Annotated in this window: 18 protein-coding genes and 1 pseudogene; 8 read left to right on the forward strand and 11 right to left on the reverse strand. The window is 65.9% G+C overall.

The window, feature by feature from the left end; all coding sequences use genetic code 11:
• The first annotated feature begins 5 nt into the window (after positions 1-5).
• Complete coding sequence (locus BTO20_RS34930; RefSeq protein WP_198344610.1) at positions 6-1,631, forward strand: hypothetical protein; 1,626 nt, start codon at positions 6-8, stop codon at positions 1,629-1,631.
• On the opposite strand, the gene BTO20_RS34935 is transcribed toward BTO20_RS34930, so the two are convergent.
• The gene (locus BTO20_RS34935; protein ID WP_232490960.1) at positions 1,628-2,632 is read right to left on the reverse strand and encodes an NADP-dependent oxidoreductase; all 1,005 of its coding nucleotides are present in this window, start codon (positions 2,630-2,632) and stop codon (positions 1,628-1,630) included. The two genes, BTO20_RS34930 and BTO20_RS34935, sit on opposite strands and share 4 nt — an antisense overlap.
• A 70-nt stretch (positions 2,633-2,702) precedes the next feature.
• A complete protein-coding gene (locus BTO20_RS34940) occupies positions 2,703-3,863 on the reverse strand; it encodes a glycosyltransferase family 4 protein (RefSeq protein WP_087080874.1) in 1,161 nt (386 codons plus the stop codon).
• A gap of 33 nt (positions 3,864-3,896) precedes the next feature.
• Here BTO20_RS34940 and BTO20_RS34945 point away from each other — a divergent pair, with 33 nt between their 5' ends.
• From BTO20_RS34945 to BTO20_RS34955, 3 genes are all read left to right on the forward strand, one after another.
• Positions 3,897-4,658, forward strand: a complete 762-nt coding sequence (locus tag BTO20_RS34945; protein WP_087080877.1) for a class I SAM-dependent methyltransferase — start codon at positions 3,897-3,899, stop codon at positions 4,656-4,658.
• A 57-nt stretch (positions 4,659-4,715) separates the two neighbouring features.
• Entirely contained in the window at positions 4,716-6,200 is a 1,485-nt protein-coding gene (locus tag BTO20_RS34950; RefSeq protein ID WP_198344181.1) for an aldehyde dehydrogenase, read from the forward strand.
• 111 nt (positions 6,201-6,311) lie between these two features.
• Positions 6,312-6,533, forward strand: coding sequence for a hypothetical protein (locus BTO20_RS34955; protein WP_087080879.1), 222 nt, complete (start codon positions 6,312-6,314; stop codon positions 6,531-6,533).
• A gap of 85 nt (positions 6,534-6,618) precedes the next feature.
• Here the strand turns inward: BTO20_RS34955 and BTO20_RS34960 are convergent, their stop codons facing one another.
• Positions 6,619-7,422, reverse strand: a complete 804-nt coding sequence (locus tag BTO20_RS34960; RefSeq protein ID WP_087083132.1) for a crotonase/enoyl-CoA hydratase family protein — start codon at positions 7,420-7,422, stop codon at positions 6,619-6,621.
• 162 nt (positions 7,423-7,584) lie between these two features.
• On the opposite strand from BTO20_RS34960, the gene BTO20_RS39650 reads away from it, so the two are divergent.
• The gene (locus BTO20_RS39650; RefSeq protein WP_157680407.1) at positions 7,585-7,752 is read left to right on the forward strand and encodes a hypothetical protein; all 168 of its coding nucleotides are present in this window, start codon (positions 7,585-7,587) and stop codon (positions 7,750-7,752) included.
• Positions 7,753-7,774: 22 nt separating this feature from the next.
• Positions 7,775-8,437 carry a TetR/AcrR family transcriptional regulator gene (locus tag BTO20_RS34965; RefSeq protein ID WP_232490961.1) on the forward strand — a complete coding sequence of 221 codons (663 nt, stop codon included), beginning with the start codon at positions 7,775-7,777 and terminating at the stop codon, positions 8,435-8,437.
• Positions 8,438-8,531: 94 nt separating this feature from the next.
• On the opposite strand, the gene BTO20_RS34970 is transcribed toward BTO20_RS34965, so the two are convergent.
• The 8 genes and pseudogenes from BTO20_RS34970 to BTO20_RS35005 form a co-directional block, all read right to left on the reverse strand.
• Positions 8,532-10,022, reverse strand: a complete 1,491-nt coding sequence (locus BTO20_RS34970; RefSeq protein WP_087080881.1) for an APC family permease — start codon at positions 10,020-10,022, stop codon at positions 8,532-8,534.
• 302 nt (positions 10,023-10,324) lie between these two features.
• Positions 10,325-10,735, reverse strand: a complete 411-nt coding sequence (locus BTO20_RS34975; protein WP_232490962.1) for a cupin domain-containing protein — start codon at positions 10,733-10,735, stop codon at positions 10,325-10,327.
• A gap of 343 nt (positions 10,736-11,078) precedes the next feature.
• Entirely contained in the window at positions 11,079-11,699 is a 621-nt protein-coding gene (locus tag BTO20_RS34980; protein WP_332460255.1) for a TetR/AcrR family transcriptional regulator, read from the reverse strand.
• A 77-nt stretch (positions 11,700-11,776) separates the two neighbouring features.
• A complete protein-coding gene (locus BTO20_RS34985; RefSeq protein WP_087080887.1) occupies positions 11,777-13,261 on the reverse strand; it encodes an NAD(P)-binding domain-containing protein in 1,485 nt (494 codons plus the stop codon).
• A gap of 332 nt (positions 13,262-13,593) precedes the next feature.
• Entirely contained in the window at positions 13,594-13,977 is a 384-nt protein-coding gene (locus BTO20_RS34990) for a cupin domain-containing protein (RefSeq protein WP_087080890.1), read from the reverse strand.
• A gap of 587 nt (positions 13,978-14,564) precedes the next feature.
• Positions 14,565-15,092 carry a dihydrofolate reductase family protein gene (locus tag BTO20_RS34995; RefSeq protein ID WP_087083136.1) on the reverse strand — a complete coding sequence of 176 codons (528 nt, stop codon included), beginning with the start codon at positions 15,090-15,092 and terminating at the stop codon, positions 14,565-14,567.
• Between the two features lie 2 nt (positions 15,093-15,094).
• Positions 15,095-16,006 (reverse strand): helix-turn-helix domain-containing protein, encoded by a 912-nt coding sequence (locus BTO20_RS35000; RefSeq protein ID WP_087080892.1) that lies wholly within the window; start codon positions 16,004-16,006, stop codon positions 15,095-15,097.
• Positions 16,007-16,060: 54 nt separating this feature from the next.
• Positions 16,061-16,911, reverse strand: a pseudogene (locus BTO20_RS35005) (arylamine N-acetyltransferase family protein).
• A gap of 58 nt (positions 16,912-16,969) precedes the next feature.
• Here BTO20_RS35005 and BTO20_RS35010 point away from each other — a divergent pair.
• Positions 16,970-17,542, forward strand: a complete 573-nt coding sequence (locus tag BTO20_RS35010; protein WP_087080894.1) for an HD domain-containing protein — start codon at positions 16,970-16,972, stop codon at positions 17,540-17,542.
• A 105-nt stretch (positions 17,543-17,647) separates the two neighbouring features.
• Positions 17,648-18,457, forward strand: a complete 810-nt coding sequence (locus BTO20_RS35015) for a 1-acyl-sn-glycerol-3-phosphate acyltransferase (RefSeq protein ID WP_087080896.1) — start codon at positions 17,648-17,650, stop codon at positions 18,455-18,457.
• The last annotated feature ends 63 nt before the right edge of the window (positions 18,458-18,520 follow it).

An 18,520-nucleotide genomic window follows, 5' to 3' on the forward strand; every position in this document is an offset into this window, starting at 1 on the left:
TCTGGCTGCCGGCCTATGCGCTGGTGCTGTCGCTGCTGGTGACGGCGCCGGTGCTGGGGCCCGGCTACCTGCTGCTGCGCGACGCGGTCTCGACGCCGCGCTCGTATCTGACCGACGCCGCGCTGGGCTTGTCCGAGGCAGCCCCGCGGGCGCTTCCGCAGGACTTCTTCATCGCGGTGACCTCGGCGGTGCTCGATGGCGGCGTGGTGGTCAAGGTGCTGCTGGTGGGCGGCCTGTGGCTGGCAGGTTGGGGCGCGGCACGGCTGGCCGCCGAGGTGCTGTCGGCTGGGCTCCCCGGGCAGTTCATCGCCGCAACGCTGGCCGTGTGGAATCCCTACGTCGCCGAGCGGTTGCTGCAGGGTCACTGGAGTCTTCTGGTCGGCTACGGCTGCCTGCCCTGGGTGGCGACGGCCGTGCTGCGGTTGCGCACGGGGGCCCGCACGCGAGGAGCGGCGTTCGCGCTGGTGTTCTGGATCGCTGCCGCCGGGTTGACGCCGACGGGTCTGCTGCTGGCCCTGCTGGTCGCGCTGACCTGCGTCGCGGTCCCGGGCGACGGCTGGGGACGCGTCCGGGTCGCCGCGACGGGCTTGGCCGCCGCCGTGCTGGCCGCAATGCCCTGGTTGACGGCCGCCCTGATCGGCGGCGCCGTGAACGCGTCGGCGGCGGAGTCGTCGGCCGGGATTCACGCGTTCGCCGCGCGGGCCGAACCGGGGCTCGGCACCCTCGGCAGCCTGGCCGGCCTCGGCGGCATCTGGAACAGTGCGGCCACCCCGGCTTCCCGTACCTCGCTGTTCGCGGTGCTGGCCACGGTGGTGCTGCTCGGCGTAGTGGTGGCGGGGCTTCCAGTCGTGTTGCGCACACCTGCCAGACGCATGACGCTGCCGCTGCTGGTCCTGGCCGCCGTCGCGGTCGTCGGCCCGGCGTTGCTGGCCACCGGACCCGGGCTGGCGTTCGTGGAGAGTGCGGTGCGAACCATTCCTGGGCTCGGCGTGCTGCGCGACGGGCAGAAGTGGGTGGCCCTGGCCATGCCCGGGTACACGCTGGCGGCCGCGGCGGCCCCGGTGACGCTGCGGCGACGGCTGCCGGCGACCGCGACGGCCGCGCTGTGCTGCGTGGCGTTGATCGCCGTGTTGCCCGATCTGGCGTGGGGCGTGGGTGGCCAGATGCGGGCCGTGCGCTATCCGGCCGGTTGGGCTGCCGCGGCCGCGCAGATCAACGCCGACCCACGGCCGGTGGCGGTGCTGCCGCCGGACGTGATGAGGCAGTTCTCCTGGTCGGGGCCCGCCCCGGTGCTGGATCCGCTGCCCCGCTGGCTGCGCGCGGATGTGTTCAGCACGGGTGATCTGTCGATCGCCGGGCACGTCGTCCCCGGAGAGGGCGTGCGCGCCCGTGCCATCCAGGACATGCTGGTCTCGGGTGCCACGCCACAGCAGCTCGCCGACGCGGGCGTGGGCTGGGTGGTCCGCGAAACCGACGGTGACGTCGTGGTTCAGCGGATCGGCGGATCGGCGCCGGTGGCGACGCATCGCGGTCTGCTCATCGTCGCGCACCTGGTGTGGTTGGGGTTGTTGGTCGGCGCGGGTGTGGGGCTGGTGGCGCAGACCGTGCGTGAGGCGCGTCGCCGCCGTTAGCCCAGGTCTGCGTTGACCTCGAGGACGATCTTGCCGCGGACATGACCGGCTTGGATGCGCCGGTGGGCGTCCGCGACCTTTGCCAGCGGCAGGATCTCGAGCTGCGGGGCACGGATGCGACCGGCGGCCAGCGCGTCGACCAGCGCGGTGAGCTGCCGCTCCTGATTGGCGTAGTTCGACATGGTCGGGATCACCGACACCCCGAGCTCGGCGGCCCGCGCGGGATCCGGCATGGGTTCGTCGGCGATCAGCGTCGCGATCGGGGTGACGACGCCACCGCGCTTGACCATCTCGATCGAGTCGAGCAGGGTGCCCTGTCCCACGGTGTCGACCACCAGGTCGACCCCGCCCGGTGCCCACTGCCGCACGGCGTCGGCGACAGGGGCGTGCCGGTAGTCGATGGCCAGGTCGGCACCAAGCTCACGCACGTAGTCGAGGTTGGCGGGCCCGCACGTGGCGGCGACCCTGGCGCCGACCATCGTGGCCAGTTGGATCGCGTAGCTGCCCATACCGCCGGCACCGCCGTTGATCAGCACCGTCGAGCCCGCGCCGACGTCGCCGACGTCGAACAGCGCCTCCCAGCAGGTGCAGCCGGCGGTCGGCATCGCCGCGGCCTCGACGAGCCGGACCGAGTCGGGCAGCCTGACCACGCGTTCGCGGTCGGAGGCCACGTACTCGGCGTAGGTGCCGCGCTCCCCGCGGCCCATGTTGGACGCGGTGAGCACGCGGTCACCGACGACCAGGTCGGTCACGCCCTCACCGACCTCGGCGATCACGCCGGCAGCGTCGAACCCCAGCACGAACGGGAACCGGTATTCGAAGAACTGCGCGAGCCAGCCTTCGCGGTTCTTCCAGTCGGCCGGGTTCACCCCGGCGTAGGCGACGCGGACGACTACGCCGTTCGGTGCGGCCGACGGCCGTTCGATCGTCGCCTCGTGCAGTACCTCGGGGCCGCCGAACCCGTCAAGCACCATCGCACGCATCATCGGCTGTGAAGTCATGTGCTGACGGTAGGGGCGAAAAGCCCACTGCCGGTGTCCTGTTCCCGCTCAGCGGGACCCCCGGGGCGGGCTATACCAGGCCGCTGATGTAGCGCCCGTCGCGCACCGACTCCAGCACCGTGCGCATCGCGTCGGCGCTCTGCGCCCAGGAGAATTCGTCGCTGCGGGCCTGCGCCTTGCTACCCAGCTGCACTCGCAGCACACCGTCGCGCAACAGCTGGCCGAGCCCGGCGACCAGGCCGTCCCGGTCTTCGACCAGCAGCCCGGTCACCCCGTCGACGATCGAGTCGGTCAGCCCGCCCGAGGCACGGTAGCCGATGGTCGGCACGCCGTGCTGGGCGGCCTCGGTCACCGCGAGTCCCCAGCCTTCCTTGCGGGACGGCAGCACATGCACCCAACTTTGTTGCAGCACACGATGTTTGGTCATGTCATCGACGTGGCCGTGGAATGTCACGGCGTCGGTGATGCCGAGCAACTCGGCATGCTCGATCAACCGCTGCTGCCACCAGCCCCCGCCGAGGATGTCCAGATGCAGGTCGGGGATGTCGGCCCGCAGGGTCGCGACGGCCTCGAGTGCATCCTCGATCTGCTTGTGCGGCACCAGCCGCGACAGCACCACCACGCGCGGGGTGGCCGAGCGCGGCAATCCCAGGCTCGGCGCCGGAGCCTCGTCAAGACCGTTGCGCACCACGGCAATTCGGCCCGAATCCACACCGAGTTCGTTGAGGTCGCGCGCCGAGGGCAGCGACACCGTGACGTACTGATTGCGGCGGTGCAGCCGCGGCGACAGCCGCGATTCGACGAACCAGCCGATCCGGCCCATCACCGGGCCCGCGACCGGCCACAGCTCGCGGTGGCAGTGGTGCACCAGCACGGCCACACGACGGCCGAACGCCAGGCGGGCCAAGAACGGCAGGCCGTTCTGGGTGTCGACGACGACATCGGGCCGCACCCGCCGCAGCGGTCCGAGACCGATCCGGGCCAACACCATCGCCAGACCCGCCCAGATGTACACCGTGTAGGGACCGCCGGCGCGGTTGATCCGTACGCCGTCGACCACCTCGTCGCGCAGCGCCCCCGGATAACGGGCCGTGCGCAAGGTGACGTCGACTCCGCGGGCGGCCAGGTAGGCACCGATGCGCTGCACGTAGGCCTCGCTGCCGCCGCCCTGCGGATGCCCGGTATCTCGCCAGCACAGCAGCAGGACAGCACGGACAGGACGGTCAGACATCGTGTCGAGCGTACCGGTGAGTAGGTTGGGCGGGTGCAGCCCACCGCACTCGTTGCCCGCCGGGCCGGCCTGCGGCGCTCGGTGCGTCTGCTGAGCGAGTTCCGCTTCGAGCAGACCGACCCGGCCAGGTTCTACGGCGCCCTGGCCGAGGACACGGTCGCGATGGTCACGGATCTGTGGACCGGTTGCACCGGTGGGCTCGTTACGGGACGGACTGTGGTCGACGTCGGCGGTGGGCCCGGTTACTTCGCCTCCGCGTTCGACACCGCGGGGATGCGCTACGTCGGCGTCGAACCCGATCCCCGCGAAATGCATGCTGGTCCCGCCGGTGACGCCGACGGCGGGGTGTTCGTGCGGGCGTCCGGGATGGCGCTGCCGTTCGCCGACGGCAGCGTGGACATCTGCCTGTCCTCCAACGTCGCCGAGCACGTGCCGCACCCGTGGCTGTTGGGCAACGAGATGCTGCGGGTCACCCGGCCGGGCGGGTTGGTGGTGTTGTCCTACACCGTGTGGCTCGGCCCGTTCGGCGGTCACGAGATGGGCCTGACGCATTACCTCGGTGGGGCGCGTGCCGCCCAGATGTACACCCGCAAACACGGTCACCGACCCAAGAACGACTACGGGTCGTCGTTGTTCGCGGTGTCAGCCGCCGACGGGCTGCAGTGGGCGGCCAGCACCGGGGCGTTGGTGGCCGCATTCCCCCGCTACCACCCGCGATGGGCCTGGTGGATGACGTCTGTACCGCGGTTGCGAGAGTTTCTGGTGAGCAATCTGGTGCTGGTTCTCCAGCCCTGAGAATCCGCCGATTGGAACATGTTCTCGTTTTTCCCGAAACTGGGTAATGTGACCTCCATGACACAGAGCTCATCCGCGACCGCGTTTCAGACCGAGTGGGACAAGCTGTTCATCGGCGGCCAGTGGGTCGAGCCGGCCACGGCCGAGGTGATCGAGGTGCACTCCCCCGCCACCGGTGAGCTGGTCGGCAAGGTGCCGCTGGCCACCCAGGGCGACGTGGACGCCGCGTGCGCCGCTGCCCGCACCGCGTTCGACGAGGGCCCATGGCCCACCATGAAGCCGGCCGACCGGGCCGCAATCCTCGCCCGCGCGGTCAAGATCATGGAAGAGCGCGCCGACGAACTGAAGTTCCTGCTGGCCGCCGAGACCGGTCAGCCCGCCAGCATCGTCGACATGATGCAGTACGGCGCGGCGATGTCGTCGTTCAACTACTACGCCGCGTCCGCGGTCGACAAGTTCAGCTGGAGCGAGATCCGCGACGGTATCTACGGCCAGACCTTGGTGACCCGCGAGCCCATCGGTGTCGTCGCCGCGGTCGCGGCCTGGAACGTGCCGTTCTTCCTGGCCGCCAACAAGCTCGGCCCGGCGCTGCTGGCCGGCTGCACCGTCGTGCTCAAGCCGGCCGCCGAGACACCGCTGTCGGTGTTCGCGATGGCCCAGGCGTTCGCCGAGGCCGGACTGCCCGAAGGCGTGCTGTCTGTCGTCCCGGGTGGCCCCGACACCGGCCGCGCCCTGATCGCCAATCCCGAGATCGACAAGTTCACGTTCACCGGCTCCAGTGCCGTCGGCAAGGAGATCGGCAAGGTCGCCGCCGAACGGCTCAAGCCGTGCACGCTGGAACTCGGCGGCAAGTCCGCGGCGATCATTCTGGAGGACGCCGACCTGGACTCCACGCTGCCGATGTTGATCTTCTCCGGCCTGATGAACTGCGGACAGGCGTGCGTCGGGCAGACCCGCATCCTGGCACCGCGATCGCGTTACGACGAGGTCGTCGAGAAGGTGTCCGCGGGCGTGGCGGCCATGAAGGTCGGCCTGCCCGACGACCCGGCCGCCATGATCGGCCCGCTGATCAGCGAGAAGCAACGCGACCGGGTCGAGGGCTACATCCACAAGGGCGTCGAGGAGGGCGCCCGCATCGTCACCGGCGGCGGCCGGCCCGAGGGCCTGGATTCGGGCTGGTTCGTGCAGCCGACGGTGTTCGCCGACGTCGACAACGCGATGACCATCGCTCAGGAGGAGATCTTCGGGCCGGTGCTGGTGGTGATCCCGTTCGACACTGAGGAGGACGCCGTCCGCATCGCCAACGACTCGGTCTACGGACTGGCCGGCAGCGTCTACACGACCGACATCCCGAAGGCGATGGAGATCGCGAGCAAGATCCGCACCGGCACCTACGGCGTCAACATGTACGCGTTCGACCCGGGCGCGCCGTTCGGCGGATACAAGAATTCGGGTATCGGTCGGGAGAACGGACCCGAGGGTATCGAGGCCTACTGCCAGGCCAAGAGCGTGCTGCTGCCGTTCGGTTACACACCCGAATAACCCCCGACGAGCGGTGACCCTGCCAGGAAACTGGCAGGCGGTGTCCAGGTTGCCCAGCTACGGTGGCGCCCGTTCGACCACCCGTAGCAAACGACTCTAGGGAGAAATCCGATGGCAGTCTCGGTTGATCTGGCCAAATCGCTCGACAAGGCCTACGAGGAGAAGAACCTCAAGGAAATCCTGGATGCGTCGCCCGCGGCGCTGGCCGGCGTCACCGACGCCGACGCCAAACACCTCGAGGAAGCGTTCAACATCAAGACCGTGCGCCAGCTGGGTGCCAACAAGTTCTTCGCCGTCGCCGCCGCTCTGGTGGCGCTGGAGAACGCCGGCTGATTTTTCTGCGCGTTCCCCTCGCGAGCAGACGTGGAGGTCCCCCTTTTTGCCCAAAAAGGGGGACCTTCACGTCTGTTCGGCAAAGCTAGCGACCTATGAACGTCGCGGGGCGTCGCTCGATGAACGACTGCACACCCTCGGCGGCGTCGGCGCTGGCGAACAGTTTCGCGACGTCCGGGCGCAACCGCGCGATGGCCGCGGCGTCCCCGTCATTGGCGGCGGTGTGCGCCGAGGCCAGGGTGGCTCGCACGCCGAGTGGCGCGGCCCGGTCGGCGATGGTGTGGGCAATCTCGCGAGCCCGGGCGATCGCGGCCGCGGCGTCCTCGCCGACCTCCTGGACCAGGCCGATCCGATAGGCCTCGGCAGCGTCGAACTCGTCACCCGTCAGCAACCAGCGCATGGCGTTGCCCCAGCCGGTCTGACGGGGCAGCCGCAGTGTGGCTCCGCCGAACGGGTAGATGCCGCGCAGCACCTCGATCTGGGCGAAGCGGGTGTCCGCAGCGGCGACCCGGATGTCGGCCGCCAGCAGCAGTTCGATGCCCAGCGTCAGACACCGCCCCTGGACCGCGGCCACGATCGGTTTGGTCCAGTCGCCGTCGAGTCGCCACGGATCACGCCCGTCCTGCGGCGCAGGCAGACTGCCGCCCGCGATGTGCGGCGCGACGTCGACGAGGTCGAGACCGGCCGTGAAGTGCTCGCCATGGGCAAACAACACCGCGGCCCGCAGATCGTCGTCGGCCTCAAGCAGTCCGTAGGCCCGGGATAAATCCGTGAGCATCGTGACGTTGAAGGCATTGCGCTTCTCCGGTCGGTTCAGCCCGATCAGCAGGACATGCCCGTCCCGCTCCAAGGTCACCGTCTCGAGGGTCAGCGCAGGGTTACCGGCCATGAACGGAGTCAACTGCACAACGCCAAATTATGCAAGTCATCATAGTTTCAATATCATCACAATCTTGCCAGCAAAGACCTTTTCCGGCTGTTAACCTGCTAGTCTGCTCGCTGTCAGCACACTGGTTAGCTGGTCGTCACTCGCTGGCGGTTATCTCTTAATATGAGCATCGACATAGAAGGGTGGTGCACGATGTGGGTCATAGAAGTCAATATCGCCGGCCACCGGTTCACCCACCAGGTCCGCACACCGCACGCCCCGACGCTGCACGTCAGCCCACGCGGCCTGCTGCGGCGACCGACACAGCTTTTCCAGGAACGAGTTGCCTGAGCCCGTCCCTCCGCTCGCCAACATGCCCGATCCCGTCGCTCCGCTCGCCCAGGTGCCCCGCAACAGGCGCGGCTCCACCCGCACCCGAATGCTCATCAGCGCGGTCGAGGTGCTGCGGGAACGCGGCGCAGCGGGCGTCACGATCGACGAGGTGCTGACCCGCAGCGGCGCCCCACGCGGCTCGGTCTACCACCATTTCCCCGACGGCCGGAACCAGATCCTCGCCGAAGCGCTGCAGATGGCGGGCAACACCATCGGAACCGTCATCGACCGGGACTCCGACGGCGGAGGTCTGCCGCTGGTCCGCACCTTCGTCGAGTTCTGGGAACGGCTGCTCGCCGAGAGTGACTTCACCGCAGGTTGTCCCGTGGTCGCCGCAGCGATCGGCCCGATCGACGACGAACCGCAACTGACCGAAGCAGCAGGCGAGATCTTCGACCGCTGGCGCGCCGCGCTGGCCCGAGCGTTCACCGCCGACGGATTCGACCGAGCCGACGCCGCGTCGCTGGCTGTCATGTGTATCGCGGCACTCGAAGGCGCCGTGGTGCTGTGCCGATCCTCGCGCACTGTCGAGCCGCTGCGGGAAGTCGCTCAGCAACTCGAATTCCTCATCAAGTCACGCGAATTCGTCCGACGCAACGGCCTGCCGACAGCGAGAGCTTCGACCGAGGCCCCCTCCATCTGAGGTCCGCGAAAAGGTTTGGGCTGCAACAGATCCAAATCAAAGGCCCTGCAGTTGGTCAACTGCAGGGCCTTTGATTATCCGGTTACGACACCAGTCAGATCGTGCTCCGGTCCACCTGCTGGGTGGCGACGACATCGTCTGAGCCGGCTGCGCCGGACCTCAGCTCTTTCTCGGCGTCCGACCGCACCTCACGCTGCGTGTACAGCCAGATCGGGATGAATATCGCCAGCACGACGAAGCCGAGCCACGTTGAGGTCCAACCGATTTCGAGGCTGTTCAGGTAGACCACACCAACCAGGCAGAGCGGCACATTGAACAGACCGAAGGCCAGCGCGACCCACTTCCAGCCATTGGGTGCCTTGAAAGGCCGTTCCAGTTTGGCGAAAGCCGGATTCGTCTTTGCCTTGACGTAGGCGAACAGGCTGATGCCGTTGGCGCAGGTGTAGCCGATGGCTGCGGCTGCCAGGATCGCCGGGATGGATCCGGTGAAGATCAGCGCCATGTTGAATGCCGCGGTGACGAACATGGCAACGAAGGGGGTTCCCTGCCGATTCGTCTTGCCGAACACCTTGGGGAAGTTGCCTTCCTCCGCCATGGAGTGCAGGGCGCGGGCGGAACCCAGGTAAGCGGTTTGGATGATCAGGATCATCGCCGCGATCAGCATGACGATGGTGACGGTGGTGCCGGCTTGGCCGAAAACGGCATGGGCGACCGGGATGAGAGGCGAGATCGGTTCGGCCAGTACCCCGTCGACGCCGAGGACGCCGATGACTGCCGCTTCCACCAGCACGAACGAGAAGAAGCAGATGACGCCACAGGTGTACAGCGCTTTGGGGACGTCCCTGCCGGGCTTCTTGTATTCGGGGGCGTAGATGGCGGCAGTTTCCCAGCCGCCGGTGCTCCACAGGGCGATGGAGAAGATGCCGAAGATGATCAGGATGTGGTGCGCGTCCCAGGCCCAGTCAGCCGGTACCCAGTTGCCGGTGATGTTGGCCATGTCAACGTGTCCGGTGGCGAACGGGGCGATGGTCAGGACGGCCAGGGGGATCAGGGAAACTGCGGCGAGGATGTAGCCGAGGATGGCGCCGTCCCTGAGGCCGAACCAGTTCACCACCGACAAGCCGGTGAAGATCACCAGGCCCGAGAGCAGGCCGAGCTGGTATTCGGTGAAGTGTGCGGCCAGCGCGGGAAACAGCCCGTGCAGGTAGTTGCCGACCAGGATGGCGAAGATCGACAGCACGGGGTTCCAGGCGAACCAGTAGCTCCAGGCACTGAAGCCGCCGAGCAGTTTGCCCTTGTCGTACTTGCCCTTGTAGTTCTTGGTGCGGAACACGTGCTGCACGAAACCGGGCAGGCCAGAGGCTTCGGGGAAGGTGGTGGCCAATTCGGCGTAGGCGGTGTTCTGGAAGAAGGTCTGAAGGATCGACAGTCCCCAGACCATGATCGCGGCGGCAGCCACGTAGCTCGGCAGGTAGCCCAAGGACGGCAGGATCAGCAAGGGCACACCCAGCGCGATGGCCAGGCCCTGCTTCCAGTCGATCGACCTTTTCAGGTGATCAACTCCATCCAAAGTATCTTGACTCATGAGATTTTCCTTTGGTAGCGGTGAAACTTTAATCAGTCCTGCTGGCTAGCGGGAGGGGCTGATCTGCGAGCGCCCGGCAGGATGAATCGGGCCGGCAGCTCTTGAGATGCACGCTTCTCGCGGCATCCTTGACCGCCGTAGAGAGGTACGACACGGGGTTGTGCGCGGATATCGGTCGGCCATATTCAGTTGGAGTCGGGAACACGTCCCTGGCTTCTCTCCCACGGCCGGCTCACGTCGGCGCCTGGTGAGGAGAGATCGTCAGGATCCTGGGCTTGCGCGGCTGTGCGGGGACACCGAACTCAGATTTCGAAGTATCGGAAGGAGTGGGATTCCATGCCATCGGGATTGGGTCCGTAGGTGGCGAGCATCCGGGCGTATACAGGTGCCGAGTACCGGCCGGTGCGTCCGGCGTTCACGCGAGCCGAGTCGCCGGGTCCCAGGATGACGGACTCGCCATCGCACTCGATGTGGAGTTCGCCTTCCACGACGAAGGCCGTCTCGGTGTGGGGATGGAAGTCCTCCCAGCCGCAGCTCTCCAGTTCCCACTCGGAGAGGACGAATTCGTCCCAGGCGCCGATCGGGTCGGCGTTGATGAACCTGCAGCGCATCCGGGGCCATTCGGCCTTCATGACTTTCATGGGTTTTGCGGGCCAGGAATCGATGGCATTCCCCGTCGTCAGCGTCGACGGCTGGGGACTGGATTTCGTCATTTCGCTATCCGTTTCTTCAGAGCAATCCGCGTTGCGGGTAGTTCTCGTGAATCGTTGAGGGGAGCCCTTCTCGTACCGAATTTCCGGTATTCCAAGAGCCGAACCCTCTTCCTCGGTGGGCGGCTTGTCTATCAGACCGTCGGTGATTCGCGGTGTTTCTGGCGGCTTGCGGACAAACCGTTCCCCTTTTCCGTCAAACCTCGAATGAGACTCGAGGTTGACGGGGGCGACGTCAATGAAGAGACACGCCCTGAAAACCCATCACCAACTGAACCCTCTCACTGTTGCCAGTGCGGAGTGTTCAAGTCACCCTGTCGGGTGGATGCCGTTGTGGCCGTTGTGTTTAGACGCCGGCCTTGATCAAAAGTGCATCCAACATCGTGAAAAACATGGACCGGAAATCGGTAGCCGTCGGATCGGTCATGTATTGGATGGCCGCTCCGTCGTAGATCATCAGGAATGACCGCACGAGCGTGGTCATTTCCATCTGGCACTGATCACCGTTGTTCTTGGCCGCGGCAGAGAAGATATTTCCCAACTCCACCACATAGGCGGGGTAGATCTTCGCTGCCAGCGGACTTACCTCAGCGTTACGGGTTGCCCACAGAATGAGTTCGATCTCGGCGAGGAGGCTTGCAGGTTGTTCGGTCAATGAACGCCAGTACTCTTCGGCCACTTGTTCCACGGCCTTACGAAGTCCCAGGTGAACCGAAATCTCGTGAGAGAAGAGGTTCAAGTTCTTCAACCACGCCTCGGCGGCCGCGTCCATGAGTTCGCTCTTGTCGTCGAAGCAATAGTGCGCGGTGGCCAAAGGGGCGTTGGCCTCCTTGGCGATAGCCCGCATGGTCACTGACTGAACGCCTTTACGCCTCATTAGTTCCAGGGTCGCTGAAATCAGCTGTCCTCGTCGTTCGTCTGCGGACACCCGCATAGCCACCCCTCCAGTCTCCTGGTTTCGGTTCATCTGAGAAGCCTCCCCAAGATTATTGCTTGGGCTGCGAAGTTCCCATCTTGCGATTGCAGGAGACTGGAACATCGGGGTCAGCTATGGGTGGGTTGCGGGCGGGATTGCAGTACTTCGGTGTGGTGGACCAGGGATGGTCCGGCGCCGGCGCCGGTGGTGTTGTCCTGGCCGCCGCGGTGGCGGTCGGTCAACCCGGCCGGGGCGTGGATGTCGTCCTGGGAGGGCCCGTTGAGGTAGCGCTCCATGGAGTCGTCCAGGGCGTTGATCCAGCGGGTGTGATGCTTTTCCGAGAGGGTCCCGGTGATCACCGAGCGGTGCTGCGCGTCGCGGTATCCGAGGATGTCCACGTGCTTGTTGTGCATCCAGTCCTTGAACAACTGGCACACCGCATCCAGATCGAACGACGGGTAGTCGGTGGCTTCGTGCAGCTCACGCACGTAGTCGGTCTGGAACTCGGCCTCGGCGTCATGATCGGGCAACGCGGCCTGACGCTCCAACCACAGCTCGATGTCGGCCTCGCGCTTGTCGTAGTCGGGCAGTTCGATCACCCCGGTCATCACATCGCGGGCAAACCACGCCTGGGCGTCGAACATGTTGAACGTGTAGTACTGATCCTGGGCGCCCAGGTAGAACAGGTTGGTGTTCTGCTGCCACACCACACCCTTGTACAGGTTGGCCGGGTAGAGCACGTTGGGCGAGGACAGCGACAGCTCGCTGGGCAAGAACGGGTACTTGTGCTGATAGCCGGTGCACAGCACCACCGCGTCGAAATCGTCCTGGGTGCCGTCACTGAAGAACGCGGTGTTGCCCTCGAAGCGGGTGACCAGCGGGCGTTCCACGGTGTTCCACGGCCAGTCGTAGCCCATCGGGTTGGTGCGGTAGCTCATGGTGATCGACGCCGCCCCCATCTTGTGGGCCTGCATCCCGATGTCCTCGGCCGAGTAGCTGCTGCCGATCATCAGCAGCCGCTTGCCGTAGAAGCGTTCCGCGCCGCGGAAATCGTGGGCGTGCAGCACCTCCCCGGGGAAGGTCTTGATGCCCTCGAATTCGGGCACCGCCGGCACGTGGAAGTGTCCGGTGGCCACCACCAGCTTGTCGAACACGTGGGTTTCGGTCTGGTGGGTCTTGAGGTTCTCCACGGTGACCGTGAATTCCTGGGTGTCGGCGTTGTAGCTGGTGTGCCGGGCCACGGTGTTGAACTTGACGTACTTGCGCACGTCGGACTTCTCCACCCGGCCCTTGATGTAGTCCACCAGCACCGCGCGCGGCGGGAAGGAGGAGATGGGACGGCCGAAGTGCTCATCGAAGGAGTAATCGGCGAACTCCAGGCACTCCTTGGGGCCGTTGGACCACAGGTGGCGGTACATGCTGGAATGCACCGGCTCGCCATCGGCGTCCAACCCGATGCGCCAGCCATAGTTCCACTGACCGCCCCAATCCTCCTGCTTCTCAAAACAGGTGATCTGCGGGATCGCGATCCCCTTCTGCCGCGCCGACTCAAAAGCCCGCAACTGCGCCAAGCCACTGGGCCCAGCACCGATAATTCCGACTCGTAAAGCCATCTTTCTTACCTCTTCTTGATTTCGTGGGACGTTGGTATCCAACGTCGTGAAGGAGGCCGCGTATCAATGCCGGTAATTCAGCGATTATGTTTCCGGTCGCGGCTGATGCCTTTTGTCCCGGGTATTTTCCCGGTGACCAGACATGAATTCCAGGTACCCACTGACGAGAAGAAAGAGTCAGAGATAACCGGGACAGTTGATCGCATCCCTAGACGCTTCGGAACCGACCGGCTGGACCGTTTCGGTGGCGGTAGATGCGGAGAAAAACAGAACCTGCATTCGTCGCATTAGAGGGTCTTCTCCCCATCCGAGCGACCGCAGCGGAGAAAGCCTTAGGGGGCGAAGGTGCGGTCGCCGGCGAAGAAGCCGAGGCCGTATTCGGGGGTCTCGAACTTGACGGTGGTGCCCTTGGGGAAGAACAGCACGTCGCGTTCCTTGGCGTGGGTGACCTCGCCGGTGTCCTGGTCGGTGAGGATGAACTCACCCTTGACGACGAGCTTCATCTCGTCGTAGGTGTACGTGTACACCAAGGGCTCCGACTTCTTCAGCTCGAAGAACCCCGAGCTCATGACGGTGCCCTCCGGGTTGTGGAAAGAGTCGGCGATGGCGGCGACGACACCGGGCTCGTTCATGCTCGGCAGCCCCTCGTAGCCCTTCTCCACCTTGTGGATGGATCCGGCCTTGGTCAGGGTTCCGACGGTCGTGATTTCTGCCATGGTTACTCCAATTCATGTGGTGTGGAAATAGCCCGACTACTCAGCCGAACTGTCGATCTTCGGTGCACCTTTCCGGATTGGGAATTTGCACCTTGGTCAGATATGCGAGTGCGTCGAAGTCGTCTGCAATCCGACGTTCTCGCCCCTTGGAGGGCTGACCGAAATTCTGCTCCTAACTCCTCCGGTGTGATGCCAGTCACGTTCGTGTGTCCAATGAATCTGACATGGACGCCCGTTCATGTCAACCGTTCAAGAGAGATTTTTTTTGGAACGTCGGCGCCCCGGTTTTTGCCAGGAACGATCACGGATCCATGACCTGAGCGAGGCCGACGGGGCGGTACCCACGCCGGCGCATGAGCCTGCAGGGGTATCCCACGCCATGCGGCCGCCGGCACGAACACGGCGGGTTGTCCGCAGGGGGTGTGGGACCCTGCCGAATCGGCGGTTACCCCGAACTGTCGCCCGGCAGATGCGGATCACCGTGCGACAAGACGTCAGAGAGGTTGCCAATCAGGCGATTTCACCTCCGGGGCCACGCCGAGGACGACTCGGAAACCGAGCCGGTTACGCGGAGTTCGGGCGGCGAGTCAGGCCCTCGTCCAACGGGCACACACGAAGTCACCGTTGACGGCCGAGGATTCCAGCACCCACTCCGAGCGCAACGGCAGCACCGGCGAGCCCGCGCCGAGCGTGCACGGCGCGTAGCTGACCACCAACTCGTCCACCAGCCCGGCTGCGACGAACTGCGCCGCGACATCACCACCGCCGATCACCCAGACGTCCTTACCCGCTGCCGCCGCGACAAGCTGCGGGTGCAAGTCGGTGACCTCACCGTCGAAAGCCTGCACCGGATGTCCGGCGCCCACGGCGGCGACGATGTCCGGCCGGTGAGTGAGCACCCACGCCGGCTGTTCGTACGACCAGTCCCCGTTGTTCTTCACGATCCACTCGTAGGTGTCCGCGCCCATCGCCAGGGCCCCAACGGTTTTGATGAAACCGTCGTAGCCGAACGGCCCGTCGGCGTCGATCATCCGGGAGATCAGCCAGTCCAGGCTGCCCTCTGCGTCCACGAGGTAGCCGTCCAGGCTTGAGCCGGTGTAATAGACCGTTTTCACGTTCACTCTCTCCTCATCCATGCCAATGGGTCACCGTTGTCAGCGATCACGCCGTGGCGCGCCAGCATCGCGCGCGTAATGCCCCGGCGTTGCGCCGAGTACGTCAACACATGGGCGACGATGCCGTACAGCTGAAAGGATTCCGGCGGATCACACAGCGCGTCGATCACGGTGTCGGCCAGTCGACCGGCTGCGGAGTACTCGGAAATCAATGTGGTCCAACGCTTCCCGATGGTGCCATGGCGTTCGGCAAGTTCCTCCGGGGTTGCCGCAAGAGTCCGCGACGGGAAGTCCCCGCCCTCGATGGTGGCCAGCCAGACCTCTTTGGTCCACACCGTCGCGCCGAGGACCGCCGCCACGCTCGGCTCGGGCCCGTCCCACTCCAGCACCACCTGCCCGGGTGAAATCTCTTGCACCCATTGACTTTCACTGAGGCCGGCGGCGAGTCCGAGCAGGTACTCGGTGTCGGCGACGTCGTGCACGAGCATGAACTGCGATACATCCGGCCCGGCACCGGTGCCCCCGTCGCTGTCACACCACAGCGACTGCGGTGGATGGAAGTGCACGCCGTTGGGTGCGGCGAGCCGGAATGCGACATCGCCTGCCCGCGACGGCGGTACGCCGAAGGCCCGCCGAAACGCCCGCGAGAACACCTCGGCCGACGACCAGCCTTCCGCGGCAGCCACATCGGCCACCCCTTGCCCGCGCTGCAACCGCCACGCCGCGCGTTCGAGCATGATGCGGCGACGCATCGCGGCGGGCGGCTCACCGGTGAGCCGGCGTACCTCCCGCGAGAAGTGGAACTCCGATACGTAGCTGCTGCGAGCCATCTCGCCGACGGCGGTGTTGTCGGCATCGACGACGGCGTCGAGCAACTCTCGCAGTCGGTCTCGTCCGTTCGGTGGCGCGCTCACGCTGTCCGAGTATGGTCGCCTTGCGCCGTCTGCGACATGACGATTCCTGCTGTGTCAGCTGTCGAGCACGTCGTGGACCCTCGCGGCGAGCACCGACCGGTCGACGTCGCCCAGGTCGATGCCGAATCGGCCGGTCAACGCATCGAGCACCTGGGCCGCGGTGTCGAACCGGATCCGCTCGGTGGCGCCGCCCCGGTGGATGGCCAGGTTGCGGCCCCGCAGGTTGTATCGTGCGTCGTCGGTGATCAGCGCCGCGGTCAGCCCCACCACGAAGATGCCACCGGGATGCGTTGACACATACCAACTTCCGACCTCAAGGTCGATGCGTGGGCGCGGTGCGGTGGTGAAGGTGTACAGCGACTTCCAGTCGTCGTGGATCAACGTCTGCAGGACCAGGCCGCCCTCGTGTTCGAGCAGCCGGTACGGCTCATGTCGCGTCTGTTGCACCGGGCCGGCCACCAGCCGGATCGGCGACGACAGCGTCTGCCCGCCGAACCCGACGTCGACCAGGTAGCGGTCGCCAAGACCTGGCACCGTCACCGCAAGCACGTTGTGCGTTTCGGCAGGCAGTGGCTTGATCTGCTCCTCGCGTGCGCGGGGCGCATCCACACCACCCGGCCCGCCAACCGGTCGACTCCGAAACCCAACGCGTCGAGTACATACCCGAGCAGGCCGTTGTGCTCGTAGCAGTAGCCGCCGCGGCGCCGGTTCACCATCTTGTCGGCCAGCGCCTCCGCGCTCAGGTCGGCCACGGGGACGCCGAGCAACGGGTCGAGGTTTTCGAAGGGGATGGACCGGTTGTGCGCGGCGACGATGTCTTGCAACGTGTCCAGGTCGGGACGCGCGGGTCCGGGGTAGCCGATCCTGCCGAAGTATCCGTCGAGGTCGAGTGCCGATGTGCCCACGATCGCCAATGATGCGTCCTCAACAGCGGTTCAGGTCAAACCGGAGCAGACTGGCATCATGTCCGCGCATCTCACCGAGGACCTGCGGGAAGATCTGCTGGCCCGCTGGTCGGAGTCCCATCGCAAGCACCACAACGTCACACATCTGCACGAACTCCTGGACGCAGTCCAGTCGCTGGCCGAGGAGGGGCTGCGTTTCGATCGGGAGGCCGTCGAACTGGCGGCGTGGTTCCACGATGCGATCTACGAGATCGGTCGTGACGACAACGAGGACCGCTCGGCCGAGTTGGCACGTGAGCTGCTGTGGTCGTCGCCGATGCGCGACGAGGTGGCCCGGCTGGTGATGGCCACCAAGAGCCACAAGGTCGCCGACGGCGACATCAACGCGGCGGTGCTCAGCGACGCCGATCTGTCGGTGCTCGGCGCGAACGCGGCGCGCTATGAGCGCTACGCGGCCGCCGTGCGCGCCGAGTACGACGCGGTCCCCGACGACGTGTTCAAGCCGGCCCGGGCGCGGATTCTCACCGACTTGCTGGGCGGGTCGATCTTCCACACGATGCCCGGCCGCAATCGCTGGGAGGAGCAGGCCCGGCGCAATGTGACTGCCGAGATTGCCGCGCTGACCAGCTGACATGCACCGATGAGCCCCAGCGTGCAGAAGTGAATCGGCTTTTACCCCACTACCTGGCTATCATGGAAAATTAGAACACGTTCCAATTCACCCCAGGGGGACCCGGTGGCCGCGACCGACATCAACCCGTCCGAAATCACCAAGTGGGATCCGGGCCTGACCGAGAAGGTCATGGGCGTCCTGCGTCCGCTCATCAAGGGCTACCACCGCTCCGAGGTACGCGGTCTGGAGAACTTCCCCAAGGGCGGCGCGCTCGTGGTGTCGAACCATTCGGGTGGCCTGTTCGCGTTGGACGTGCCGGTGTTCGCGACGGGCTTCTACGAGAAGTTCGGTTATGAGCGGCCGGTGTACACGCTCAGCCACGACATGCTCATGACCGGTCCGACCGCGGCGTTCTTCAAGAAGACCGGCTTCATCCGGGCCAACCACGAGAACGCCGACGAGGCACTGCGCTCCGGCGGCGTCGTGGTGGTGTTTCCCGGCGGCGACTACGACGTCTACCGCCCCACCCTGGCCGCGAACAGGATCGATTTCGCGGGCCGGCGCGGCTACGTCAAGGCCGCGATCAACGCCGGCGTGCCGATCGTGCCCATGGTCGGTATCGGTGGCCAGGAGACGCAGATCTTCCTGTCCCGTGGCACCGGGATCGCCAAGGCGCTCGGACCGATCGCGCGGTTGGCGCGCACCAAGATCGTGCCGGTGTCGTTCGGTTTCCCGTTCGGGCTGTCCGCGGTGTTGCCGCTCAACGTGCCGCTGCCGAGCAAGATCGTCATGCAGGCCCTCCCGCCGGTGGACATCGCCGCGGAGTTCGGCGACGATCCCGACATCGACGAGGTCGACGCCCATGTCCGACGGGTCATGCAGCGCGCCCTCGACGAGCTCGCCGATGAGCGCCGTTTCCCGGTGATCGGCTGAGTTGGGGTGGGACCGCTCGATCGTCTGGCCAGCCAGCTCAACAACGCTGCCGGTCAGCTCACC

Source organism: Mycobacterium dioxanotrophicus, assembly GCF_002157835.1.
Lineage (GTDB): Bacteria > Actinomycetota > Actinomycetes > Mycobacteriales > Mycobacteriaceae > Mycobacterium > Mycobacterium dioxanotrophicus.

Bases quoted from the DNA above. Each gene is read 5' to 3' on its own strand.
- BTO20_RS34935 (WP_232490960.1), bottom strand. From the start codon at position 2,632: ATGACTTCACAGCCGATGATGCGTGCGATGGTGCTTGACGGGTTCGGC.
- BTO20_RS34940 (WP_087080874.1), bottom strand. From the start codon at position 3,863: ATGTCTGACCGTCCTGTCCGTGCTGTCCTGCTGCTGTGCTGGCGAGAT.
- BTO20_RS34950 (WP_198344181.1), top strand. From the start codon at position 4,716: ATGACACAGAGCTCATCCGCGACCGCGTTTCAGACCGAGTGGGACAAG.
- BTO20_RS34955 (WP_087080879.1), top strand. From the start codon at position 6,312: ATGGCAGTCTCGGTTGATCTGGCCAAATCGCTCGACAAGGCCTACGAG.
- BTO20_RS34960 (WP_087083132.1), bottom strand. From the start codon at position 7,422: ATGGCCGGTAACCCTGCGCTGACCCTCGAGACGGTGACCTTGGAGCGG.
- BTO20_RS39650 (WP_157680407.1), top strand. From the start codon at position 7,585: ATGAGCATCGACATAGAAGGGTGGTGCACGATGTGGGTCATAGAAGTC.
- BTO20_RS34965 (WP_232490961.1), top strand. From the start codon at position 7,775: ATGCCCGATCCCGTCGCTCCGCTCGCCCAGGTGCCCCGCAACAGGCGC.
- BTO20_RS34970 (WP_087080881.1), bottom strand. From the start codon at position 10,022: ATGAGTCAAGATACTTTGGATGGAGTTGATCACCTGAAAAGGTCGATC.
- BTO20_RS34975 (WP_232490962.1), bottom strand. From the start codon at position 10,735: ATGACGAAATCCAGTCCCCAGCCGTCGACGCTGACGACGGGGAATGCC.
- BTO20_RS34980 (WP_332460255.1), bottom strand. From the start codon at position 11,699: ATGAACCGAAACCAGGAGACTGGAGGGGTGGCTATGCGGGTGTCCGCA.
- BTO20_RS34985 (WP_087080887.1), bottom strand. From the start codon at position 13,261: ATGGCTTTACGAGTCGGAATTATCGGTGCTGGGCCCAGTGGCTTGGCG.
- BTO20_RS34990 (WP_087080890.1), bottom strand. From the start codon at position 13,977: ATGGCAGAAATCACGACCGTCGGAACCCTGACCAAGGCCGGATCCATC.
- BTO20_RS35010 (WP_087080894.1), top strand. From the start codon at position 16,970: ATGTCCGCGCATCTCACCGAGGACCTGCGGGAAGATCTGCTGGCCCGC.